Annotated in this window: 20 protein-coding genes and 1 pseudogene; 7 read left to right on the top strand and 14 right to left on the bottom strand. The window is 51.5% G+C overall.

Translation table 11 applies throughout. The features are described from left to right. Positions 1 to 78 precede the first annotated feature (78 nt). From GK091_RS26235 to GK091_RS26195, 9 genes are all read right to left on the bottom strand, one after another. Positions 79 to 1,005, bottom strand: coding sequence for an NADP-dependent oxidoreductase (locus GK091_RS26235; RefSeq protein WP_164043705.1), 927 nt, complete (start codon positions 1,003 to 1,005; stop codon positions 79 to 81). A gap of 388 nt (positions 1,006 to 1,393) precedes the next feature. Next, positions 1,394 to 1,855, bottom strand: a complete 462-nt coding sequence (locus GK091_RS26230; RefSeq protein ID WP_164043704.1) for a MarR family winged helix-turn-helix transcriptional regulator — start codon at positions 1,853 to 1,855, stop codon at positions 1,394 to 1,396. Between the two features lie 359 nt (positions 1,856 to 2,214). Then, positions 2,215 to 2,532: a Rossmann-fold NAD(P)-binding domain-containing protein gene (locus tag GK091_RS26225; RefSeq protein ID WP_164043703.1), complete on the bottom strand. Its 318-nt coding sequence runs from the start codon at positions 2,530 to 2,532 to the stop codon at positions 2,215 to 2,217. 298 nt (positions 2,533 to 2,830) lie between these two features. Next, positions 2,831 to 3,190 (bottom strand): VOC family protein, encoded by a 360-nt coding sequence (locus GK091_RS26220; RefSeq protein WP_164043702.1) that lies wholly within the window; start codon positions 3,188 to 3,190, stop codon positions 2,831 to 2,833. Positions 3,191 to 3,551: 361 nt separating this feature from the next. Continuing rightward, positions 3,552 to 4,034 (bottom strand): histidine kinase dimerization/phospho-acceptor domain-containing protein, encoded by a 483-nt coding sequence (locus GK091_RS29460; protein WP_212593009.1) that lies wholly within the window; start codon positions 4,032 to 4,034, stop codon positions 3,552 to 3,554. Then, positions 4,021 to 4,254, bottom strand: a complete 234-nt coding sequence (locus tag GK091_RS26210) for a hypothetical protein (protein WP_164043701.1) — start codon at positions 4,252 to 4,254, stop codon at positions 4,021 to 4,023. Before GK091_RS26210 ends, GK091_RS29460 begins: the two co-directional genes overlap by 14 nt. Beyond that, positions 4,251 to 4,442 (bottom strand): hypothetical protein, encoded by a 192-nt coding sequence (locus tag GK091_RS26205; protein WP_164043700.1) that lies wholly within the window; start codon positions 4,440 to 4,442, stop codon positions 4,251 to 4,253. The genes GK091_RS26210 and GK091_RS26205 overlap by 4 nt, the downstream gene beginning before the upstream one ends. Beyond that, positions 4,436 to 5,230 carry a nitrogen regulation protein NR(II) gene (locus GK091_RS26200; protein ID WP_164043699.1) on the bottom strand — a complete coding sequence of 265 codons (795 nt, stop codon included), beginning with the start codon at positions 5,228 to 5,230 and terminating at the stop codon, positions 4,436 to 4,438. Before GK091_RS26200 ends, GK091_RS26205 begins: the two co-directional genes overlap by 7 nt. A gap of 977 nt (positions 5,231 to 6,207) precedes the next feature. Further along, a complete protein-coding gene (locus GK091_RS26195; protein WP_164043698.1) occupies positions 6,208 to 7,353 on the bottom strand; it encodes a sensor histidine kinase in 1,146 nt (381 codons plus the stop codon). A gap of 181 nt (positions 7,354 to 7,534) precedes the next feature. Between GK091_RS26195 and GK091_RS26190 the strand changes: the two genes are divergently transcribed. Beyond that, entirely contained in the window at positions 7,535 to 9,922 is a 2,388-nt protein-coding gene (locus GK091_RS26190; RefSeq protein WP_164043697.1) for an outer membrane beta-barrel protein, read from the top strand. Positions 9,923 to 9,932: 10 nt separating this feature from the next. Here GK091_RS26190 and GK091_RS26185 read toward each other — a convergent pair whose 3' ends face one another. From GK091_RS26185 to GK091_RS30220, 3 genes and pseudogenes are all read right to left on the bottom strand, one after another. Beyond that, complete coding sequence (locus tag GK091_RS26185; RefSeq protein WP_164043696.1) at positions 9,933 to 10,715, bottom strand: LytR/AlgR family response regulator transcription factor; 783 nt, start codon at positions 10,713 to 10,715, stop codon at positions 9,933 to 9,935. A 100-nt stretch (positions 10,716 to 10,815) separates the two neighbouring features. Continuing rightward, positions 10,816 to 11,019 (bottom strand): hypothetical protein, encoded by a 204-nt coding sequence (locus GK091_RS26180; protein WP_164043695.1) that lies wholly within the window; start codon positions 11,017 to 11,019, stop codon positions 10,816 to 10,818. A gap of 138 nt (positions 11,020 to 11,157) precedes the next feature. Continuing rightward, positions 11,158 to 12,763: pseudogene (locus GK091_RS30220) on the bottom strand (IS1182 family transposase). A gap of 231 nt (positions 12,764 to 12,994) precedes the next feature. Between GK091_RS30220 and GK091_RS26170 the strand changes: the two are divergent. The 3 genes from GK091_RS26170 to GK091_RS26160 all read left to right on the top strand — a co-directional run bounded on the left by GK091_RS26170 (position 12,995) and on the right by GK091_RS26160 (position 18,715). Continuing rightward, the gene (locus GK091_RS26170; protein WP_164043694.1) at positions 12,995 to 13,984 is read left to right on the top strand and encodes an NADP-dependent oxidoreductase; all 990 of its coding nucleotides are present in this window, start codon (positions 12,995 to 12,997) and stop codon (positions 13,982 to 13,984) included. Beyond that, a complete protein-coding gene (locus tag GK091_RS26165) occupies positions 13,971 to 14,888 on the top strand; it encodes a helix-turn-helix domain-containing protein (protein WP_164043693.1) in 918 nt (305 codons plus the stop codon). Before GK091_RS26170 ends, GK091_RS26165 begins: the two co-directional genes overlap by 14 nt. A gap of 263 nt (positions 14,889 to 15,151) precedes the next feature. Then, the gene (locus GK091_RS26160; RefSeq protein WP_164043692.1) at positions 15,152 to 18,715 is read left to right on the top strand and encodes a carboxypeptidase-like regulatory domain-containing protein; all 3,564 of its coding nucleotides are present in this window, start codon (positions 15,152 to 15,154) and stop codon (positions 18,713 to 18,715) included. A 177-nt stretch (positions 18,716 to 18,892) separates the two neighbouring features. Here the strand turns inward: GK091_RS26160 and GK091_RS26155 are convergent, their stop codons facing one another. After that, positions 18,893 to 19,738 carry an AraC family transcriptional regulator gene (locus GK091_RS26155; RefSeq protein WP_164043691.1) on the bottom strand — a complete coding sequence of 282 codons (846 nt, stop codon included), beginning with the start codon at positions 19,736 to 19,738 and terminating at the stop codon, positions 18,893 to 18,895. A gap of 50 nt (positions 19,739 to 19,788) precedes the next feature. On the opposite strand from GK091_RS26155, the gene GK091_RS26150 reads away from it, so the two are divergent. From GK091_RS26150 to GK091_RS26140, 3 genes are all read left to right on the top strand, one after another. After that, positions 19,789 to 20,187, top strand: a complete 399-nt coding sequence (locus GK091_RS26150) for a nuclear transport factor 2 family protein (protein ID WP_164043690.1) — start codon at positions 19,789 to 19,791, stop codon at positions 20,185 to 20,187. A gap of 231 nt (positions 20,188 to 20,418) precedes the next feature. Next, positions 20,419 to 20,931: a Rossmann-fold NAD(P)-binding domain-containing protein gene (locus tag GK091_RS26145; protein ID WP_246202428.1), complete on the top strand. Its 513-nt coding sequence runs from the start codon at positions 20,419 to 20,421 to the stop codon at positions 20,929 to 20,931. An 824-nt stretch (positions 20,932 to 21,755) separates the two neighbouring features. After that, on the top strand, positions 21,756 to 22,736 hold the full coding sequence (locus GK091_RS26140) for a helix-turn-helix transcriptional regulator (protein ID WP_164043689.1): 981 nt from the start codon (positions 21,756 to 21,758) through the stop codon (positions 22,734 to 22,736). An 8-nt stretch (positions 22,737 to 22,744) separates the two neighbouring features. Here GK091_RS26140 and GK091_RS26135 read toward each other — a convergent pair whose 3' ends face one another. After that, positions 22,745 to 23,242, bottom strand: a complete 498-nt coding sequence (locus GK091_RS26135; protein ID WP_164043688.1) for a cupin domain-containing protein — start codon at positions 23,240 to 23,242, stop codon at positions 22,745 to 22,747. Positions 23,243 to 23,350: the final 108 nt, after the last annotated feature.

Here is a 23,350-nt window from a genome sequence, read left to right as displayed (position 1 = left end):
GTGCCTGTGGGCCGTACTAAGCTTATCGGTTGAGTACGGCCCTTGGTTTAGTCAACGCTAGTTGAGGTAGCTGGTAGTCTAGTAGCGGGCACTGAGTTGCAGGATAATTTTTCCTCTGGTGCGTCCTTGTTTAGACAGCTGGTGGGCCATACCTACCTGCTCGAGCGGGAAAATGTGCGACACGTGGGGTTGAAGCTTGCCGTCTAGCACGAGTTGACTGATCTGGTCAAGCTCATCTCGGTCTGGTTTACACAGTACGCGCGCGACACGAACGTCATAGGCTTCGCCTTGCCCAGCGGCTGGAAAAGCAACGGATGTGACAATAATTCCTTTCTTTTTGAGGCACTTAAAAGCGCGCTCGAACGTGTCTCCACCGACCGCATCGAACACCACATCCATGTTCGTAACCACCTCGTCAAAGGGTTGTTTGGTGTAATCGACAAACACGTCGGCTCCTAATGCCCGCACGAATGTTTCATTCTCACCCGAAGCCATGCCGGTTACAATAGCCCCTTTTGCTTTGGCCAATTGGACGGCCAGCGAGCCCACCCCGCCGGCAGCAGCAGTGATCAGGATTTTCTGTCCCGCCCCAAGTTTTCCTTCATTAAACATGGCTTGCCAGGCGGTGAGCCCGGCCAGGGGAACGGCGACCGCGTGGAGGAAGTCAATGGTGGCCGGTTTCGGCGCTACCTCGTTAGCGTTTGCCAGCGCGTATTCGGCGTATCCGCCTGCTTTGACCATGCCATAAACTTCATCGCCTACGCTCAGACCGATAACTTCCTGGCCTACCTTTTCCACTACGCCCGCAATTTCGCTGCCCAGGAAAATAGGTAGACTCATGCCAAAGCGCGCTCCTGCCCCGTCGCGAATTTTCCAATCTAACGGATTCACGCCAGCTGCATAAACCTTGATCAATACCTGGTCGCTGGCGGGTTCGGGCTTGGCTACCTCAACCACTTGAAGGACGCGCTCATCGCCATACTGGTCAATTCTGATTGCTTTCATCGTTGTCACTGTGCTGATAAATTTAGCTGTGGCCGTACTGGTTTTATCCAGTGGATACTGCGCTTATTTCGATGAGACAAAATTCGATACTACGATTTCATCCGACGTAGTCTAAATTACTTTTGTTGTTGCCAAAAGTGCACGAATCAAATGGACGATACCTGTCCGTCAGTTAATGAAACGGTTTGTCGTTGCGCTAGTAGAAAGTAACTTAGTGTTGGGTTTACAGTAACTTTACCCGCTGGTTGTTGGCTTCGATAAACGCAGCGGAGGGATTCCCGAGAGCCATCTTCGGTTTCTTGTCTACCTGTAAACGCTCATTTAGGGACAGGTAAAGTTCTTTTGTCTCAAGGAGAAGCGATTGGTGAGCGGGCTGCTTTGCCTACGGTCAGGCATTCTTGTTTTGATTGATCAGCGATACCATGGTTTGGTTGAAACCGGTGAGTGCCGCTTCCGACAGCGAAAAAAAAGCGATGTCGGCCTCTTCGACCGCTTTCAGCGCTTCCTGCAGAACGGCCGCACCGCTATCCGTCAGCGTAATGATTTTGGCTCGGGTGTCGGTGGGGTGCTCTTGTCGACTGATAAACCCTTTCTCTTCCAGCGTGCGTAAAACTTTGGACACCATCATCCGGTCCGCGTTGCTCTGGTTGGCAATGTCAACCTGGGTCACCGCGTCGCTGGTGCGGGAGAGCCAGCCCAGGGCCGCCAGTAACACCAATTGGGTTTGGGTCAAATCCAGGGGGTCAAGTACCCGCTTCTGCTTGCGTTGCCAAAGCATGGTCAACTGACCAAGCAGATACCCGGGGCTATCGGCAGTACTTTTAAAATGGAACTCAATATCGTGGGCCATAGGGATCGTTAAACAGAGTAGTGTATATAGCAATTGCTAATGACAGTCATTTAGAGCGGATAAATCGGTGCCATCAACACGCTGATCAATTCAGACAACTTACTAGTTAAGTACTGTAAGCTAAGGTTTTAGGCGATGCAAGGCCATCTTTTTGCAGTCTACCCAACACGCTGCTCGAACTCGCCTTGGGCAATAGCCACACGAAAGGTCTTCAGTATGTCAACAACCGGATGGGGCAAACAAACCCGATTCATTTGGTTTTCAAAGATAGCCGCATCCGGCGAAATGTACGGAATCGGTTCGTTGACAATCGCCCCAAGTCGTTCCGCAAGGGCGGCAAAAGTTAGTTGTTCACGGCCCTAAAACGCTAATGTTCGGTTTTTGTATCGCTGACGATTGAGCAGAATCATGACTTCGGCCAAATCGTCTTTAGGGGCAAATGAAACCGATCCATCGGCCGTGGGCAAATAAATCATTTTTGTTTTCAGGAGTTGATCCCTGTCACCGATCAGCATTGGGATGACTTCGGCGTATAAATTATGCTTCAATAGCGTGTAGGTAATGCCAGATGCTTTGATGCTGTCTTCCGTTTGTCGATGCGAACCAACTGGCGTTGCCAAGGGGGGAATCGGTTTCGTTTCGCCATACGGAACTCGTATAGATGATGTGCCTGACATGGGCCCGTTGAGCAGCTTCCACTACGTTTCGATGAAGTCGAAGCCGTTGATCATCGTCAACACGTCAATGCCCTGAAAAGCGTTCAGCAAGCTGGCTGGGTTGGCTCGCCTATCTTCACGGCAATTCCTTCGTGCTTATACTGTTCTGCCAATACATTTTTTTTCTTCCCGCACCAAAACGGCCAAGTTTTCAATGGCTACTTTTTGTTTCAGCAGACTGACTACTGTCGCCAGTGGCTCCAGTAATTAATAGTTTGTTGTTCGTACGATCCAACTGGCTAACAGTGAGTAATTTAATTCAGTTAGTCTCTAAAAACGTGAGCTTATAGCCGTCAATGTCTTTGACATGGAATGCTCTGCCGAAAGGGGTTTGGATAACTGGACCGGCGGTGGTTACCCCGTTAGCCATGAACTCGGCTTTCAATTCATCTACATTTTTGTCAACCGCAAACCAGATGGCTACGCCAATCCCCAACTCTCGTCCTTCCAGTGGTTCAAGCGGGGTGCGAATAGCGAAACTGGCTTGCCCTTGATTGTAGGTAAATACGCAGGCTTGTGGGCTGAGGTCGGCCACGTTAAAGCCTAATTTTTGTTGATAGAACTCTGTTGATGCTTCCAGATCGTTGACTTGCAATGACGCAAAGGTTAGTTGTCTCATGATTTGCTTTTTTGTTGTCGTAAATATAGTATACACGATAACAAAAAAGCAAATCATTTTTCGCTTTATGACACTGGCAATTCCAAAATTTAAGATAATTATTTGAATTAGAACAAGTTAACCATTGTCTGTTTTAATCGATCACTCGACATGACAGACGCAATATTAACGAAGTACTGTCTTTCTCAAGTCGGCCTCGATGTTCACTTATTTACTACGCATAGGATAAGATAGATGAAAAAGACTGCGTTGTTTTAATCACGGTTTACCTTATCCGAGTTAATTGGGTAGGGGAATACGATAGGCTATTATACTAACAGATACTAGTGATGAAGAAAGCGTTTTGTTTCACGGCTATGATTTATCGATAGACAGAGACGATGTGGCGACAATGGTCTGGAGTGAAAAGGGGACACTCTCGTCCCGTTAGGTGGAAATACGGGAAGTAATTCAGCAGGTCTCGAATCAGCGTCGACATCCGAGAGGCCGCCGTCTGCATCCGCTCCAGATACACGAATGCCTCGCTGGTTGAGTCCATGGAACGCGTTTTTAAGAGGTCGCCGAACTGTGGAATTTTGCGCAGGGGCTCTTGCAAATCGTGGCTGGCGATGTAGGCAAAGGTTTGTAGATTCGCATTCGAGCGAACCAGCAGGTCATTGGCTTCTGCTAAAGCCTGGTTATTGATCGCCAATTTGTGGTTAGCAGCCGCCAACTCCCCCGTGCGCTGTTGCACCTGACTTTCCAAATACGCCGACAATTGCTGAAGCCGCTCCTCGCTTTGGTTCAGGGCTTTCTGGGTGCGGGCCCGTTCCAGAGACGCCCAGGTGCTCCTAAACCAGTTCAACCTCAGACGAAGTCCAGGAGCGTGCCTGGATACTATGCACCCTCAAGGTGATGACCCACTGCTGTTGCTTAACCAGCAGAACGTTTATATAGGCTCCAATCTGAGCGGCTTGCCGCGTCTCCCTTTCGGACAGTGTATGGATGGGATCCATGGCCACATCGGCAACTACCTGCACCTGACCAGCTTGGTTGGGCACTGGCGATTCTACATCCAAGGTCATGGAGCGAAACGGATCTTTTCTGAGTGGCTGATGGCTGCCATAGCCCGGTGAATGATCACCTCTTGCCCGATCATTTGGCCAAACTGAATCTGGGTGATACCCAGGTATTCCTCCAGCAACCGGACAGCGATCGTTTCAATCCCGATTGGATTCGCCGGGGCGTGTAGCGCATTACTCAGGGCTAGCAAAATGCTTGCTTCTCCTGGCTTTGGCGTAGTGCTGTCGTCAGCTCATATTCAGCTGTTACGTCCAGGTTTGTCCTCATCAGTTTCACGGGGCGTCCTGTCAGATCGGCTACCACATAGAACCGGGAGCGAATATGGTGGACGCTTTGGTCGGGATGGATGCTGGCGATCTGGGCCTGGGCTACGTTGGGTTGATAACCGGTGGCCTTACCGATTAACTCAGCTCCCCGACTATCGAGGTAGCCCTCATTGGTGAGCAGGTTCCATCTCTGGGTGCCCAGTTGGGCAACATCCAGGGCTAGTTGTAGGCGGGTGCTGTGTTGCTGGGATTTTTGAGTCTGTCTGCGGGCCGTGATGTCTTCGTAATGAGCCACAAACTGGTCATTGCCATCAAAGAAGGCCGTCACTTCGAACCATCGGTCCAGCCCCGGAACGAACTGCTCAACGCGAATGGTCTGCCCACTATCTAGGGACTGCTGGTACGTGTCGACCCAACCTGGCTCAAGACTGGGAAAAACCTCCTGAGCTGCTTTACCAACTGCCTCCTGAGAATTGACGTCGTTACCTGTATCAGCCACATACACAGTACCCACCCCATCCACAAATATCCCGCTGGGAAAATTCAGTTGATTAACGGCTGGCCCTTGTCCATTTCCCCCCGCCACGGTGGTGCCGGTCTGGGCCTGGGCGGGGCCGAAGCCACCCAGCACTAGTACCATGAGAACAACGTATCCCCCCGACCACAGCCGCCGGGTAAGCCAGTGAGCCCGATCAAGGGCCCAAGTAGACAAACAAGTAGAGTTAATAAGTATAGCGATAAGAAAATAGAGTAGGTATTATGCGTGAATCAAAGACAGGAGTTCGGGAATTGAAGCCGCCATTCGCACCTCAGAGGGTGGCATGGGAGAATTGGGTGTAGCGGGTAGAAGAAGGTAAAGAATACGTCGTAAAGAGATCAGTTGGTTATAAAAGGGAGTCAATACCGGGTATCATTGTCGGGGATAGGGCATAGTGTCCAATGCGAGGGCAAGTTTAAGTCAATGCCCTATGACATATAGGCAGATTTCACCCACCCAGTGATTTATTTGGTAAGTGCTTCATGAAAAGTACAACACATCAACCCATTCGTTTTAGCAGGACTGGGTACTGCTAAGCTCGATGAGTTACTCGATACTGCAACCACTAACCGAAACACCCACCGAAGAACCATTTTGGTCCTACCTTAGCGAATAAACGCCGGAGCTAGGGATCGGTTAAGTGTCGTTGTTGGCTTGGATAAAACCTGGATCGACTCTGGCAGAAGTAGACTCGATAGCGCAACACCGACGGGCTATTCCCCGCCCTGCGCAGGCGGTTTTTGTCCGGATCAACACACATCTTGCTATTGCCAAAACGACCCGGTTGACGGGACGGAATAGGTCAGCTTGGTTTGCCCGTACGCTACGTACACTAGTTGACAAGTAGTAAAATATGCCGTCCAATCAAACGCCCCATTTCTCGAAGCAGATAAATGAAGGTTGAGTTGTCTCACACAGGAACTTTGGCGCGATAGTTGACCCCTTGCCACAAACGGGCTCTTACGTACGTTGTCGTAGTGGAAGTAAGTAGGGCTACTAAGCTACCGGAACGAGATTTTTGAAGGCAAGCCTCACAAAATGCGTCAGAGCCCGCTAGTGGGAGGGCCTCCGTCACTTCCCAGGTGAACAGTACGTTGAGCTAGAACGTAGCAGCCAGCTGATCGATAACCCATCGTTTCCAGCTCGTTGGCTTACCTAACGGCGTCAAACGGGAGAGCCAGATCGACCTGGTAGCAGTCCGGCTCGTTTACTACCTGAAGAACATGACCGGGGTACAGTAAAGCCAGCCGCTTCCGGACGTTGACCAGCCCCAACCCGCCAATGCTGGCTTCTGGCGCAACGGGTTTGCTGTTGCTGATGGTTAATCGCAGGCCCGCGTTATCGACCACGACCGCTAGCTTGATCCAGGATTTACGCGCACTCCGTTGAACGCCGTGCTTGAAGGCGTTCTCCACGAAAGGAATCAGCAGGAAAGGCACAATGTGAACGCTGTCGTCGACGGTTTCGGGAAGGCATATCTGGAGATCAACGCGTTTGCCCGTCCGGGTCTTTTCCAGGGCGATATAATCCCGGATAAACTGAAGTTCCTTTTGCAGCGGCACGGTGGGTTCGGCGGTTTCGTACAGGGTATATTGCATCAGGCCGGACAACTGATGGACTAGTTGGGCCGCTGGGGGGCAATCCTCTTCCGTCAGGGCGTACACGCTATTGAGCACGTTAAACAAAAAATGCGGGTTAATCTGGCTTTTCAGGTAGCCCAGTTCGAGCTGCATATTTTGCTGTTTGAGTTGCGCGTTGCTGATCTGGGAGGTCATGTTGTCGTACAGCGCTTTAAAGGCCAGCAGCAGCGCTGGATAGGTAAACGACAGCAGAAAATTCCAGCCGAATAAGGAAACGTTGGTGAAAAGGCCCAGCGGTCCATGCTGTTCCATGCGGTGCCACATAAGCGATAGATCCGACCAGACGTTGGCGCGGGGTACCGCCAGCAGGCCATGGTCGGGAAAGCCGACGGTCTGATGAAGCCAGCTAAAGCCAGCGTAGTTGGCCAGATAAACGCCCGTGTACGTCAGGAGAATAAGGGCCAGCAAGGGAAGCGGCCTGAATCGATACAGAAAACGGGGGAAAAGCCAGTAGCCCCAGCCATAGTAAATACCCAGCTGCACAAGAAACTGCCCGTACGTGAACCACTGCCCGGTATCACCGTAGCGGTAACTTAAGCTTACCGTTAGTCCATCGGCGCTCACCAATACATATAAGGCAAGGATAACAATGGCGTGCGCCAGTAGCCGACGGGCTGAGCCGGTGAGAAAGGGGAATTGAACCAGGGACAGTTTCATCCGTCAAACTTCGTGTGTTTCTCTGATTGATGACCCATTTTTCGACCAAAGTGCCCATTTTTTCGATGAATAGGAGCGGAGAGACTTGGTCGAAAACAACGGCGGGTTCACCGAATTAACTGGGGCTACCGACGGGGCAGGGCTAGGTTTGCATCATCAATCACGCAACGCAAATCATCCCATGAACGCCCGTCTTGCCTTCTTTTTTCTTCTCGTCTCACTACCAGCGATCGCCCAGCACCAGCTAACGGGCCGGGTTACCGATACCGCCAATCAACCCATGCTGTACGCCAGCGTAGCCTTGCTGCGATCGGCTGACTCGTCAATCGTTAAAGGAGCGATTACCGGCGAGGACGGGCGTTTCAGGATGGACAAACTCGCGTCGGGGACCTACCGCACCCGGATCAGCGCGGTTGGCTACAGCGACCGCTACTCGTCCTTGATCACCTTAACGGCCGAGACGCCAGCCGTTGATCTGGGCGTGTTGACCGTCGACGCCAGTGCCAAAAACTTAACCGAAGTCACCGTAAAGGCGCAGCCATCACTGGTTAGCCAGCAGGCCGACCGGCTCGTTCTTAACGTAGAAGGCAGCGTTATTACGCGGGGCAATAAAGCGGAAGATCTGCTTCGTTACATCCCCCGCGTTCGCTACGACGGCGGAACGATCAGCATCGGCAACAAATCCAACGTCCTGTTGCTGGTCGATGGGCGGCAGATGGGGCAGGGCAGTCTGGCCAGCTTTCTGCAAACGTTCTCGGCGGAAGATATTCTCCGGATCGAAGTCATCACCAACCCATCGGCCCGCTACGACGCCACCGTGGACGGGGTGATCAACATCATCACCAAAAAGAGCCGTGAGCAGGGTATCAATGGCCGCTCGACGCTGAGCTACTCGCAGGGCCAGTACAGCCGCTCGTCGGCCAACGGATCACTGACGTATCGGCAGGGTAAGTGGACGGTATTCGGTAGCCTGAATGCAACCCTTCCTTCCACGTCGTATTCGACACAGGACCTGAACCGAACCTTCCCCGGTGCTACGCAGCAAAACCGGTTGCTTACCCTGAATACCTACCGCTCGCTGGCGACCAACCTGAGCCTCGATTATGCCTTCGATCCCCAGCACGTACTGAGCCTGCGCCTGAACGGCAACTGGCGCCGGGACAACAAAAATACGGATACCCGTACCCGATCGATGGTTGCGCCATTGGCTGACTCGACCATCCGCACCGAGAACAGGGGGCTGGATCAGGCTGGCGTGTACGACATGAACCTAAGCTACAAAGCAACGTTCGGTCCGAATAAGAACAAAGAGCTGACCGTCCTCGTGACCGAGTCGATGGTCGATAAAGACGCGTCACAATTCATTAGCTATCAGCGAATTGGGTTAGATGAGACAGCAAACGGCCCGGTGACTCAGCTCCGTATCCTGAACCCGAATCAGCAACGAAACCTGATTGGTCAGCTGGATTATGGTACCCCCGTACTGGGCAGCAAGTGGCGATTGGACGTAGGCACGAAGTATGTGTTCATCCAGACTGACAACACGCTTCAGCAGGATAATTTTGTCAACGGTCAGTACCAGTTCGATCCGGCGTTTAGCCAGTCGGGGCTCTACCAGGAGCATACCTATGCCGCTTACTCGAACCTGAGCCGCTCGTTTGGTAAAGGCTGGTCGTGGCAGGGTGGCTTACGGGTAGAACGTACCGAGCAGCACCTGACTCAATCGGCGCTGGCCCGTAGTTACGCCGGACTCTTTCCAAGCATGGGTCTGAACCGAAGCTTGCCGAACGGACGCTCGTGGGGTGTTACGGTCAGCCGGAAAGTAAGCCGTCCCAGCCTGGGCAGCCTGGTTCCCTACCGCAACCTGATCGACCCCTACACGATCATCGAAGGAAACCCGCTGATTCGCCCATCGTTTGCCCATACGCTGGACGCGTTTTATTCGCTTGGCAGCCTGAACCTGTTCGCGAACTATTCGTACATCCGCGATCAGATGACCACCGTGTTACGGGCTGATCCGGCTACGTTCGTGTACACCCAGGTGATGGACAACCTGCGGAACGGCAACGACTTTTACGTGGGAGCAACCTACGCCAAAAACGTAACGAAAAGCTGGCAGACGAATACCACGCTGATGGGCATGGGCAATTACACCAGTAGCCCCGTTAACGAACTGAGCCGCTACCAATCAACCGGCCTGTGGGTGATGGCTACGTCCTCGAACATTATCTCCCTGCCCCGCGACTGGAAATACGAACTGACGGCACACTACATGTCGCCCGCCCGGTCGGGGCTGTTCACCCAGAAAGGATTTGGGGGCGTATCGATGAGCGTAACGAAATCCCTGCTGGCCAAACAGGCGAACCTCCGGATCGAGGTAAGCGATGTGTTCCGGACCATGACCAGCCGGCTGGAATCGGCCTACGGGCAGGTGAACTTCACCATGCGGAGCTACAATGACAGCCAGCGCGTTAAAGTATCGTTCAGCTATAATTTCGGCAAGAAGACCGTCAAAACGGCCCGGCAAGGGACGTTAGGTAACGACGATGAAAAGAGCCGGATGCGCTAGTCGCTGGTTGTTAGCCGATCTGTTCCCGCCGGATGCGCTCTTTAACGGCATCGCGGTAGCTGGGTCCAATCACCAGATTGTCACCGGTCGACAACAGCACCGAGTTACCCTCCAGGACTTTTACGTGGCGGAGCTGGATGATGAACGACCGGTTGATCCGCAGAAAGCGGTCCGGGGGCAGGGTTTCGGCTAGTTTGGTCATTGTTAAATGGGTGACCACGAACCGATCCGGCAGAAAGACCTTGATATAATCGCCCAGGGCTTCGGCGTAGACCAGCTCATTGAGGTGAATCTGCTCGAGTTTCTTGTCGGTCTTGAGGTAGATAAAGTCGGCTGTCGGTGAGTCAATGGCTATCGACCCAGCGTTAGAACGTGTTCTGGCTTCATCAGACAACGGATTGTTGGCTACCGGGGCCGGAGCCGTTTTAGGCATCCGTTCCTTGACCCGACCGATGGCTTTGAGAAAGCGGTCGAAGGCAATGGGTTTGAGCAGGTAATCAACGACGCCCAGCTCAAACCCTTCCAGGGCATGATGGGGATTAGCCGTTGTCATCACCACGAGGGGATGGGGCAAAGGGTAAGCCTGTAAAAACTCCAGCCCCGTCATTTCGGGCATGTTGATATCCAGGAAAATAACCTCGGGCTGCATGGCGGGCAGTTGCTCGAACGCCGTAATGGCATCGTCGAAGGTAGCCACAAGATCAAGCGAGGGAACACGCCGGACATATTTCTCGAGTAGTTGTTGAGCTAAAGGCTCATCTTCGATAATCGCGCAGCGTAGCGAACCGATCATAAAAAATAGTAACGGAGTAGGGTTTCAGCCCAAAATTACGGGAAAAAGTGGTGGTAGTACTAAACGGGCACGAATAGGTTGTCGTGACAAAACGACAAGCTTAAACATTCCGATAGACTAGCCCACCGTCTCGGCGAATGCTCAACACCATCGAACGAACCGAGAGCAGCGTTCCGTGTCTTGGCTTCCTGTTAAGTTGGGCCAATTTTCTGAAAAGGCGGCCACCGTGGCACAGCCGCGCCACGATGGCCCCTGCGGTTGTGTCGCAGATGAGCGGTGCCGCTTCTCGCTTTTGCTGGGACATACGCAACGGATAGTCGTTGATCGTACTTAAAACGAGACGTTCAAGTAAACGCCCGTGGCTGTTGCACAACTCCGCTTTATACATTGATTGTTCAGCGTCTGAACTGGCGAATAAGATTTTCTAGCATCGTCTGCCTTCTTAGTTGAGAAAAAGCACGCCAACGCCCAGAAAAGTGTCTTGAGAAGACAATGACCATTCCACCTTTAGGGCTATGGCCTGGCCCAGAGTGGACTTGGTGGTAAATTTCATATACTTCTTCAGGTTGAAGGCGATAGCCGCCATCAGCATCACTTTATGAGCCCCAGCTTTGCCGCGTACATTTATCTTTCGTAACCCATAGTAGTCGACCAAACTGCCTAAGGCTGGTTCTATCGTCGCACATCGTAACCGCTTCATGCGTTTGCCTCGCCGACTTTGCTGGTGCTCCAGAGCTCGTCGATAGGGTGGATCATAGGCCGAACGAATAATCTGGCGGCATTGGCTGTTAGGAACACATGTGGGTTTGAGGGGACACTGTTGGCAGTCTTGGTAAGCTGCTCGATACACCTTCGATAAGCCTCCGTCCGCGTTTTTGTCGAACGTCTTAAAAGGCAAACGCTTCCCCTGTGAGCAGGTAAAGAGATCTTCTTTGGGTTCACAAGGAAAGCCTTCGATCTGTGGCTTGTACTTGCCAAAAACAGGTATCCATCCGCAACGGCGGACCGTCCGTAATTTTCCACCCCTCCAGCAAGGCGTAGTTACCGCCATTGGAGTACCCCGTATCAGCCAGTACCTCTTCGAAGCGCAGTTCATTGGCGCCCAATCGTTTCTGAAGTTTCAGCGTAATATCAGGCAAGCACAGGCTGTCTCGACCATCGGCAAAATCGGCCTGCACATGACTAATGACGCCTTCGGCCGTATCAACTGCTAGACTGCAATTGTAGTTGAGTTTGCGGGCTTTACCCGGCTTGATAGAAATGCGAGCATCGGGGTCGCTAGGGCTGTAATGGGTTTTACGGTCCGCCGTTGCGGTTGCTCAGTAGCTTTGCCTTTTCGTTACCAGCCCCCAGAGTAGTGGGCTTTGCAAATTCTGCTGGCGCTTAGCCAGTCTCCTTAACTGATGATCAGCAGCCGTGATTACCGAGGCTGCCTGACGGGGGCTGAGTTTCGGGGGCGAATCTACTGACTCATTTCGATCTTCAGCTTGGGGTAGTAACTTGGGCCCAGGTCGCTGGGGCTGTTTTTCCAAGAGTGTTTCCATCGACGCGTTCGCTTTGACAGGGGCTGAGTCGATGGCTACCCGGCGACCAGCTACCGCAGCCGCGGAGGGTCATGTTGTGGGCCACACATAGGCTGAATACTTTATCAAATAGTAATTCAAAAAGTGCTTCTGGATAAAGCTGGCGGGTCCGGCTCAGGGTGGAGTGCCAAGGAAGTGACTCGTCGATGTTGTAGCCCAGGAAATACAGCATATCCAACGGTACGCCGTCGCGGGCGCACGGAACAATGCTCAATCAGCTTTCTGTCTGAAGTGATATTCTCCAGATAGCCAATGAGCATAAACTTGAACCGGGCCGCCGGAGCGGAACACTATGGGGTCAATTGATGGATTGCCTGTTGAGCCATAGCAGTCTTTGGTACATTCATAGAGGAATGTCAAGTCGAGCGTCCCCTTCAGCCGACGATAGAAATTGTCCTTTGGAATGCGGCTGGAAAGTTGGAAATGGGTGATGAGTTTTTCCTTATCGCGTTTTCTACCTTGCATAGTTGAAGATACAAAAACTCAAACCATTAGCCATTTTGTGCACAGGTAGAGTTGTGCAACAGCCACGGGCGTTTCGTGAGTAATAGGCCGAGAGAGTTTGTAAAACCCCTCACCAGTTGAGCATCGGCTTAACGCCGTGAAGTTTATCTGATTTTTGGCTAAGATAAAGGGTATTTCGGCTAAATCTGTTTTGCCGGGCGTGCAGACCTTTGCATGAACAAAAACAGAACTATGAAAGCGATTCGAGTGTATGAGTTTGGCGGACCCGAGGTAATGAAACTGGTCGAAATAGAACGTCCCGTTCCGGCCGCTGATGAGATTTTAGTAAAAATGTACGCCAGCAGCGTTAACCCCGCCGATTACATTTTCCGCGAAGGCGGAAATGAGTTGATACGGCCTTTCCTTACCTTACCCTTGGGTCTGGGTCTGGATGCCGCAGGTATTGTGGAGGAAACTGGTAATCAGGTAACTGAATTTAAAAAAGGGGACAACGTCTACGGCGTCCCAAATTTCCCAGGCGATGGAAGTTATGCTGAATATATTGCCGCCAAGGCAAACCAGTTTTCGTTAATGCCGGACCAGATCACCTTTAACGAGGCTGGGGCCCTTCCTTCCTGTGCCCTTATTGCCTGGAATGGCATTGTGGAGTTAGGTAAGGTACAACGGGGACAGCGGGTACTGATTCACGGGGCAGCCGGTGGTGTGGGCAATTTGGCGGTGCAGTTTGCCAAAGCAATGGGTGGCTATGTGATCGGAACCGCATCTGCCCACAATGTGGATTTTTTAAACGAGTTGGGGGCCGACGAGGTGATCGATTATAACACCGAGCGTTTTGACGAGCTGCTACGCGATATAGACGTCGTCTTCAACGCGTCGCCTGTTCGCGATGAGAGTATCCGGTTGAGGTCGGTGGACGTTATAAAGGAGGGAGGCATCTATGTCTGTACCCATCTGGATCAACCACTTACGGACGATTTTCTGAATGCACTCGCCCAAAAGAACGCCACCGGAACCCTGGTTGGTGGAGGTAGTATAACCTATACGTCATCCCTGAGCGGCACTACCAGGCTGATCAACGAGGGTAAAGTAAGAGCGGTGGTGAGCAAGGTATACCCGTTGCAACAAGTGGCAGATGCCCATCGCCAAAGCGAAACCAAACACGTGCGTGGCAAAATTGTTCTTGAGATAAGACAAGAAAACGAACCCCATGAAGCGGTTTAAAACCATCAGCGAATTTTTGCAGTTCAGACAGCTGCCCAAACCCGAGCACCCCTTAATCAGTGTGCTCGAATTGGCATCAGTTGACAGTTTAAACCTGATTGAACCGGCCACATGGGTTTGTGATTTTTATTGCATTGCCCTCAAACGGGTGGGCAATGTCCATGAAGTTAAATTGAAGTACGGGCAGCAAACCTATGATTATGACGAGGGTATTTTGACATTTATATCGCCTAACCAGGTGTTAAGCCTCTTGGTTGATAAACAGGCTACACAACTCAAACAATCCGGATGGATGCTGCTCATCCACCCGGATTTTCTGTGGAATACCCCCGTAGCCACAACTATTAAACACTATGACTTTTGGGACTACTCGGTCAACGAAGCCTTGTTTCTATCCGAAAAAGAAGAGGCCTTACTAGTGGACATCATGAAAACGATTCAGCAGGAGTACCAGGCAACGATCGATACGTTTAGTAAACCCATTATCGTTTCGCACCTTGAAACCCTGCTTACTTACGCCGACAGATTTTACCATCGGCAGTTTATCACCCGGGAGAAATCCAGTCATCAGATACTAGAACGGTTGGAAAAATTGTTAGATGATTATTTTGGTGATGGTGATCTACTGGCCAAAGGACTGCCAACGGTGGGCCATATCGCCGAAACGTTAAACTTGTCTCCCAAATATTTAAGCAGTTCGCTAAAAGTATTGACCGGCCAAAATACCCAACAGCACATCCACGAAAAGCTGATCGAAAAAGCGAAAGAAAAACTATCAACCAGCGAGTTGAGCATCAGTGAAATTGCCTACGAATTGGGATTTGAACATCTCCAGTCGTTTAGTAAGCTGTTCAAAACAAAAACGAACCAGTCACCTCTGGCGTTTAGAGCGTCCTTTACTTGAGTTGTGTCGATCATAATGTCAATGGATGGATACCACTTAAGCACTCATTTTGAACTAGTAGTTGACGATTATATAATCTCACGAAAATGCTCCCAAATGAGACACAGTAGGGTAGTACTGGTTGGCTCTACCATATCCGCTTCTTGAATGGGGCGATTGACTAAACAATATTCTTTGCTGAGTTGACAGGCTATTCCAGTAGCATACGTTTATGGGTATAAGTACGTCGCGAAGTTCTTTTTAGAACAGGTAATTGACTAACTATGCGTTGCTGGTTCTTCGTCGGCTGGATTACGGCGGTTCTGCTGCTGGGATCGTCCCTACTGACCTATGGGCAGACGACAGCCCTACTGACCGGCTACGTAACGGATGCCACAACGGGAAAACCCATGCCGTTTGCGAACGTCTATGTAAATAGATCAACGCGGGGGGCAATCACGGATGAGAAGGGCTATTATACGTTGGCCGGTGTGCCTTTGGGTACGGTCGAAATAGCCGCTTCATTCGTTGGTTACCAGTCTGCCAGGCAAACAATAAGATTCGATAATACGGCACCGCAGAAGGTGAATTTTCGCCTGAAACCGAGTGAGCAAACGCTGGATGCCGTAACCGTACGCGGTAATCCGAAGCGCTGGGAGCGTAACCTGCGTCAGTTTACCAAGCAACTCTTCGGCGAACCCTTTGGCGGACAGTGTCTGCTTGTGAACAGCGAAGTGCTCAGTTTCAATGACGATAAAGACCATCTTTATGCGACGGCTAGTGAGCCACTAATTATTGATAATCAGGCACTGGGGTATCGACTGATCTACGATTTACAACATTTCGATGCGACTGCGTCGGGTGAGGTGTTTTATGCGGGTACGGCCCGTTTTGACGAACTAAAACCCGAGAATGAACGGCAAGCCAACCGATTCCGACGTAACCGGCTGACCGCCTATAATGGATCTGTTCGCCATCTACTGGCTAGCCTGACCAATAAAACGTTCGAACAGGCCGGTTTTCTGGTTTATCAAGAAGATGTTACCAAAATAATGTCTCTGGAGAAGCGGTCGATTACGCTGGCGGCTGCGGTGAGCGATTACAAACGCCTGATCCCGATTCAGGCTTCTGCGCTGATTCAACCCGGTCGGCTATCAACCGAACGCCGATTGGTTTCACCCATGAAACTGATCGTATTCTATACGAAGGCAATCTCGAATTTCTCACCCTATCCCGACGCACGGTACGCCTATTCAGAAATGAAACTTCCGTCCGGTCAGCTGCAACTGACTGTAGATGGAGTCATTACGTTGCCGGAAGGGATGGAAGTAAAAGGCTCGATGGGCGACGACCGGCTATCGACAATGTTACCCGCCGACTGGAAACCCAAAGGCAATGAGAATGACATATCGACAAGCGGTCCAGTAGCCCTACAGGGGAAACTCGCCCCAACCGATGCCCGCCTGGGACGGATCAGCACGGCCTTCAGCGAACGATTTAAATGGCTGGCTCCCACGTTGTTCGTGCACATCGATAAACCCGTTTATGCCACTGGCGATCGACTCTGGATGAGTACGTATCTGCTGGACGCGGTCAACGATCAGCAGGCCAGTGGCGAAACGGCTGTTCATGTCGATCTGCTTTCTGCGGCAGGCCGACTCGTGCAACACCAGTGGGTACGTATCGTTGACGGACGTGGTGAGGGTAACTTCCGCCTGTCAGATACCTTAACGACGGGAACGTATTGCCTTCGCGCCTACACCGACGACGATGATGCCCAGTTACGCCCTGCTTTCGAACGGTCAGTGGCGATCTACAACCTGTTTCGCAACGAGGTAGCCATACGCAGTGATTCGGTTCCTCAACCAATAGACATTCAGGTTTTACCGGAAGGTGGTCGCTGGATTACGGGATTGCCCGCACGTCTGGGTATAAAAATTGTGCATCCCGATGGGCATGGCTTACCCGTCATGGGACGTATTGTCGACGATTTGGGCGCAGAAGTCATTCGTTTCAAGACCAATCACCAGGGGATGACCAGCGTGTCGACGGAGCCAAAACCGCAGCGCACGTATTACGCCGACGTAACCTACAACAACCAGCCGCAACACGTTCAGTTGCCCAAACCCGAAACGGAGGGGCTGTTGCTTTCGGCCGATGCGATGAGCGATACCACCCGCCTGGCGTTGACCATACTTAGCGCGAATCGGGCCGTTAGCGACTCGGTGTATATCCTGATTCAGCAGCACGGTCGCGTGGTCGATCAGCGAAAAATTCTCCTGCAAAATGGGGTAGCGAAGCTAAGCTTGCCCATGACGACGTGGTTACCGGGTTTGGCACAAATCACGCTTTACGATGCCAGCGCCAGGCCGCAAGCCGAGCGGTTGGTTTTTGTGCCCGAATTCATAACGCCGGTACGGGTGCTGCTGGGTGTCAACAAAACCCGGTATCAGCCCCGCGAACAGGTTATCCTGAGCGTTAATCTGAACGATAATGGAGTACCGGCGTCAGCCGCTTTATCGGCGTCGATTACCGATGCGGACAAAGTGCCAGATGATACCACCGAGGCTAGGTTGCCGGCCCATTTGTTGCTAACGGGTGAGCTTCGGGGCCGTATCGAAAACCCCAATCAATACGTCGCTTACCGCACGGCCAAAACTCGTCAGGCACTGGACGACCTGTTGCTGACACAGGGCTGGCGACGGGTCAGTGGCACGCCCGAAACGGAACGGCTCGGTGGTGTATCGCTCAGGGGCCGCATATTGACGGCGAAAAATGATCCAATACCCGGCGCGCAGCTGATCGTGGCATCGACAGGACCGGGGCAATCGTTTGTAAAATCGGCAGGCGCTGACGAACGGGGTCGCTTTCGGCTGGGGGGGATGGCCATTACGGATACGGTACGGTTACTGACGCGAATCACGGATCGCCAACTAAAAAACATTCCGCCAATGGAGGCTCATCTGGTTCTGGACGCGCCCGGCAACCGATGGGAATCGGGTCAGCTACCGGTTGCGCCAAACAGGGCGACGCTGCGAAATCAACTGGAAGCGGCCCGCATTCGGCAGGAAGCAAACGCCGATTTGTACCGCGATAAACTGGCAAAAGTGCTGAATGAAGTGACGGTTCGGGCGCGTAAATACGAGGGAAGACCTGATGATATTCAGATGAGAAGCTTGCATAATGAGGCCGATGCCGTTCTGGTGTTCGATGAGAAGTCGCCCCCCTACGCCAATCTGTACGAAATGATGCAGGGCCGACTAGCGGGCGTTACGGTTTCGCGAAGTATCGCACCCCCAGGTGGTGTTAAGAAGGGTGACTATCAGGTATTGATCCGCGGGGTGAGTAGTTTCAAAAGTGGTACACAGCCCTTATATCTGATGGATGGCGTGCCCATTCAGGACCCTGACGGAATCGCGCTGATGACCTTCAATCCACGAGATATTGACCGGATCGAAGTATTGAAAAATGCGGCTACGACTGGGATATACGGGGCTCGCGGAGGGAACGGCGTGATTGCTTTTTACTCTAAAACTGCACGGTCCATGCCGGGAAGTACCAAAGCCCAGGGGGGAATGACGCCGATTCAACTTATTAGCTACCCCTCTGTGCAGCGCGAATTTTATGTGCCCCGTTACGATGCGGAGGGAACCGCCAGCACCATTTCTGGCCCCGTCGATTACCGGGATGTTCTGTACTGGAAGCCAATCATGCAAACCGACAGTCAGGGGCGCAGCCAGTTACGTTTTCCGCTGTCCGACGTAGTGCGAACGTTGCGCGTGGTGATACAAGGTGTTACGGCCGATGGTCGTCCGGTGCTGGGCGTTCAGATAATTCGGGTTCAATAACGGCGTGATTTACTTTCCCCAAAATGGCCACGGGCGCAGAGGAGGCAGACAGCTCATCGACGTTGAACCGTCGCCTGGGTCGTTCAAGGAATAAGGTGGTAACCAGCGAGTGAATCGTCTCCTAAAAGACAAGTTTATCCTGCGTCCATTCCAGTGGGCTAAGCGCGATTGATCAGGCTAGTAAAGACGTTTGCTATGGATAAATTGTAAGGGACGATGACCACAGATCGCCAAAAAATTATTGCTAAACGTGGCCAAACTTTCATAGCCCACATCAGTGGCTACTTGCGATACGTTGTCACAACCTAGTTCAATCAGTTCCAGTGCGCGCATGATGCGGGCGATCTTGCAATAACCGGAAAAGGAAGTGCCCAACTGCTGCCTGAATAGCCGACTCAGAGTTCGCACTGACAGGCCAAACTCACTGGCTAACCACTGAACATTGATCGGTCGGGCTAAATGGGTCTGAATATACGTAGTGATCGGCAGGAGTTTGGCGTGAGTCGTCGACGGTAGATAGACGATCACCGCTTTGTCAATTTCTTCTGGCAACAAACCCTGAACGGTTTGCAAAAACGTAGTCGCCTGGGCCTCGTCAACCGGCCCCTGGTTCCACCGGTTGGTATAGCGGATCATTTCCCGAAGCAACGTAGACATTGGAAATACGCTAATGGTTTGTCGCAGAGACCCGTTGTTATCCGCTACCGGAAAGCAAATCGAGCGAATGTTCGTCTGTGAACTCGTGGACCGGATCTCATGATCGGTGTCAGGGGGTATCCAAACCCCATACCCGCTCGGAATGAGGATCTGTTTCGTCCGGCTGTTGACATGAATACACCCCTTTTCGGCATAGATCAATTGTCCCCACTCGTGTTGATGCCAATCGGAATGGAAACAGCCCAGCCGTTGATGGAAACTGACAAATGGACTAGTCGCTTGCTCAACAAGCGAAGAACAGCTGATGGGTTGGCTATACATGGCCGATGCAAACAAAAAGTAGTCTTTCTGGCGTAATTTATCCAAAATAAGGGTCGCTACTTTTGTGCAACAAGTAATCCGCTAGTTTTCTACCCATGATTTCCCATCCGAATATAGAGTTGGTTCACCGCTTTTTCCAAGCCTACGCCACCAATGATCTGTCAACAATTGAAACAATTCTTTCTCCGATCATCCAATGGCATATTCCGGGCCGGCACCCCTTAAGTGGCGTAAAGAAGGGTATTGACGATGTGTTGACGTATTTTGAGCAACTTGGTAAGGCCGATTTTCAGGCCAGCCCGATCGTAATGGGTGTCAATGATCAATATGTGATCGACTGTCATCAAAACTGGAGTCAACTTCAGGGCGTCGATAACCTGAATGCGATGTCCTGTTTACTGTGGAAGATTGACGATGGCAAGATTAGTGAGGTCTATAACTTTCCGCAAGATCAATACGTGGTCGATGCGTTCATCTCAAAACTGTATGCTTAACTAAAATGGTACGGTTAATTAGCGGGTAGATACACTCCCCCGCATGATTCCGCAGTTTCAGGCAGCTTCAACGGACTTTCTCAATTTTATGGCGTTGATGAACCTGACGTCATCCCTGCGGGCTGGGCATAGTCTCCTGATCAGTAAACAAGGGGGCCGCTTCCCCGGGGAATTCTACCCATTGGGGTTAAGCTGTTTGGCGAAAAACCTATATTAACGTACTCGCCGATCTTGGCAAACTACATTCCCGCTACATCCATACAAGCTACTTCGGTTTTCAACGGCGCTTTTGCCGACATTTTAACCTATAATACACCGATCTTGAATCTGAAAGAAAAGAGTATTGGTTACTGGGGCGAGAAGGCAGACTGGCCACTGGATTTCACGATGATGGACGATACGGCGGCTTTCACGGCTGAAGTGGCTCTGGATGATACGGCCCCCCGAAATCTACAGATTGCCAGTTTCCAGGTTAGCCCTACCAAGTTGATGCAAGAAGTAAAACAGGCAACGGGTCAGGAATTCAGGCTTCATCGGTTGTCGGGTCTGGACGATTTTGCCCAGTTTATCCGTAAGCAACGAGCTGACTACCCCGCTGGAGAATATGAGTTATACGCGAAGTGGCAACAGGGCCAGTATATGTATCCGATGTTCACAACCCGCCATACCCAAGTAGCGAACGAACGTTATAACGATCTCACCTGGACCACCAGCCTGGATTTCATCAAGTCATTCGTTAACTGACCAGAATCCGAAGGTTGTAGTGGTAGGGGTGACTGTCACTATGGCCTTCGGTTTAAAAGTCTACTGCCGGTGCTGGTAGCGGCTTTCTGCGTTAAGCTACTTTTCCATTTTGATTAGTACTAACAAGGTGCTTATCAATTTGTCACAGAGGCCGCGTTCAGTCTTTGCGCGTTCAAGTGGCCTGGACGCATGGTGGCTGGATTAGGGTATGTGTGGTGGGCGGCTCCTGTCTGGTGATGGCATTGGTCCTGTAACACTCCCTGGGTAGCCAGCCCGGGGTTTAGTGGTTTGGTAAACCGCCAGAATACGGTTCACCAATCAAGAGAAAGAAGCTGCCGTACCAGCGGTGTTGTCGGGCCGGTGTGCCACCGGTGTATCTGGATAAGAACCGCCGATGGCTCCATCGCACGACCCTACGAGTTTACTCCTGTTTCATCCTAGAATGAAATTTTCTACTAATTACATCTAGTATGGAGGTAGCAGGGCTGCGAAGTACATTTCATTTAGCTTTACAAGGGGTAAAGCTCAGTCCTACGTTCGTAAAATTGTCGCATGAACTCATCTGCGCCATTGAAAATGGGATACGGTCCCGCTCCGGCGTACTGGCCGTTGCGACCGTGAGCGGCTGCGGTTGATTTGTGACGGAACCACCCGGCGGATGGCTTTTTGAGATCGTTAGAATAAGCCAAGAGCGAACACAAATAAGGCAGGGGAGAGTCTCCGAAAAAGGGGCGTCTAACGAGTAACAATTAATCAGCATCAGTGTCAAATGAAGCTGGATCGATGCCATATTGCTGAATGGTTGCACAAACGGACTGATCATTATGATTTTCAGCTTTACCGCTACCCCCGATTTTGACTTTATGACGTACTTTGCCCGGCACATACAGGCAGCGGTACAGAACGGTCTGCTCGTGATACCGGATCATTTAGGGCAGGGCTCCATTCGCAAGCTGGCATTCGGGGAAGACTTCAAGATCACCATACACCGGTACGTACTTAAGGAAGATCTTATTATCAAACGCAAGTCGTCCGGTCAGGGAAATGACCTGATTACCATCTTTTTTTACAGCAACGAACAGCCACTCGAGATTGCTTATAATGATGATCTCCAGGTCCCGTTTTCGCAGCGCGATGAATCGGCAATCCAGGTCACCTCCAACGATCTCAGCTCTACTATCCGCTTTCCTGCCCATCAAACGATTCATTACGTAGTTGTTGCCATAAAGCCACCTCAGTTAAGGGAATTACTGGCCGTTAGCGAACCTAACTCAGTACTGCAAACCATTATCGGCAACGGTAATTCCTTCCTTTTTTTCGAAAGCATGGTTGCCGAGACTAAGCTGCTGCTTAAAAATCTGGCCACTGTGGACATGACTGATCCTCTAAGCCACTTTTACATGCAGATCAGGGTGCAGGAACTCCTCTATCTGGTTTTCCATAAATTGGCCCTACGGGAAAGCGCTCCCCATCAACCGATCAACAGCGCCGATGCGGAAAGGCTTCTGTATATACGCAATCAGATCCTGAACGACCTGAGCGTGCCACCGGTAATCCGTGAGCTGGCTCAAGTCGCTGCCATGAGCGAAACTAAACTTAAACAGCTTTTCAAGCAAACGTTTGGAACCACCATCTACACTTATTACCAGCAAGCCCGAATGGAAGAAGCGGCCTTCCTGCTGAAACAGGGCAAGCATTCCGTTGGGCAGGTGGGTTATGAACTGGGCTTTTCCAATCTAAGCCACTTCAGCCGACTCTTTGAAAAGCATTATGGCCTAAACCCCAAGCGCTACTCGTACACATAACGCGCTGTTTACCCCAGATAAGCGGGCGGGAAGATTTGCTGACCATACTTTTCGGCAATAGTCTGTAGTTTCTTTATCGTAGCGCCATCCAGCGCGGGGGGTGGCAGAAACTGCCCGGCTGCGACGGGCTGGCCGATCTCCTCGAATAACAGTTCCAGACCGGCCGGTACTACGGTGCAAAGCAAATGGGCCGTTTGCCCGCTCGTATTCTTGAAGCCGTGTACCACGCCCCCTTTGGGAATAGAAATAAAAGAACCTTTAGTCGCTACATAACTGCCAAACTCGGATTTGACCTCAATTTCGCCGTCGATGACGTAGAAGGACTCCTCGAAATCGGCGTGGGCATGTGGTCCGGGTCCACCACCGGGTGGTACCAGCATGTCAATCGTGGCGTAGGCTCCTGATGTGTCTTTTCCCGCCACCAGAATTCGATAGGTGCTTCCACCAACAGAAACGCTTTTGCCTTCATCAGCGCCTACCGTGATCGGTTTTTGGTGATTTTTCATGATGCTTGATTTAAATAGTTCACAAATCTAGGAAGGCATTAGACCAGAAAACAGTCCGATGTGACCGCAAATCAGTCCGATCGGACAAACCATAATGCCTATTACTAT

The sequence above is a fragment of the Spirosoma agri genome (assembly GCF_010747415.1).
GTDB lineage: Bacteria > Bacteroidota > Bacteroidia > Cytophagales > Spirosomataceae > Spirosoma > Spirosoma agri.
This window is presented reverse-complemented; position numbering and strand designations above follow the sequence as displayed.

Bases quoted from the DNA above. Each gene is read 5' to 3' on its own strand.
- GK091_RS26165 (WP_164043693.1), top strand. From the start codon at position 13,971: ATGAAGCGGTTTAAAACCATCAGCGAATTTTTGCAGTTCAGACAGCTG.
- GK091_RS26180 (WP_164043695.1), bottom strand. From the start codon at position 11,019: ATGTCCCAGCAAAAGCGAGAAGCGGCACCGCTCATCTGCGACACAACC.
- GK091_RS26150 (WP_164043690.1), top strand. From the start codon at position 19,789: ATGATTTCCCATCCGAATATAGAGTTGGTTCACCGCTTTTTCCAAGCC.
- GK091_RS26170 (WP_164043694.1), top strand. From the start codon at position 12,995: ATGAAAGCGATTCGAGTGTATGAGTTTGGCGGACCCGAGGTAATGAAA.
- GK091_RS26230 (WP_164043704.1), bottom strand. From the start codon at position 1,855: ATGGCCCACGATATTGAGTTCCATTTTAAAAGTACTGCCGATAGCCCC.
- GK091_RS26160 (WP_164043692.1), top strand. From the start codon at position 15,152: ATGCGTTGCTGGTTCTTCGTCGGCTGGATTACGGCGGTTCTGCTGCTG.
- GK091_RS26220 (WP_164043702.1), bottom strand. From the start codon at position 3,190: ATGAGACAACTAACCTTTGCGTCATTGCAAGTCAACGATCTGGAAGCA.
- GK091_RS26190 (WP_164043697.1), top strand. From the start codon at position 7,535: ATGAACGCCCGTCTTGCCTTCTTTTTTCTTCTCGTCTCACTACCAGCG.
- GK091_RS26210 (WP_164043701.1), bottom strand. From the start codon at position 4,254: ATGACCTTGGATGTAGAATCGCCAGTGCCCAACCAAGCTGGTCAGGTG.
- GK091_RS26135 (WP_164043688.1), bottom strand. From the start codon at position 23,242: ATGAAAAATCACCAAAAACCGATCACGGTAGGCGCTGATGAAGGCAAA.
- GK091_RS26235 (WP_164043705.1), bottom strand. From the start codon at position 1,005: ATGAAAGCAATCAGAATTGACCAGTATGGCGATGAGCGCGTCCTTCAA.
- GK091_RS26225 (WP_164043703.1), bottom strand. From the start codon at position 2,532: ATGTCAGGCACATCATCTATACGAGTTCCGTATGGCGAAACGAAACCG.
- GK091_RS26195 (WP_164043698.1), bottom strand. From the start codon at position 7,353: ATGAAACTGTCCCTGGTTCAATTCCCCTTTCTCACCGGCTCAGCCCGT.
- GK091_RS26185 (WP_164043696.1), bottom strand. From the start codon at position 10,715: ATGATCGGTTCGCTACGCTGCGCGATTATCGAAGATGAGCCTTTAGCT.
- GK091_RS26140 (WP_164043689.1), top strand. From the start codon at position 21,756: ATGATTTTCAGCTTTACCGCTACCCCCGATTTTGACTTTATGACGTAC.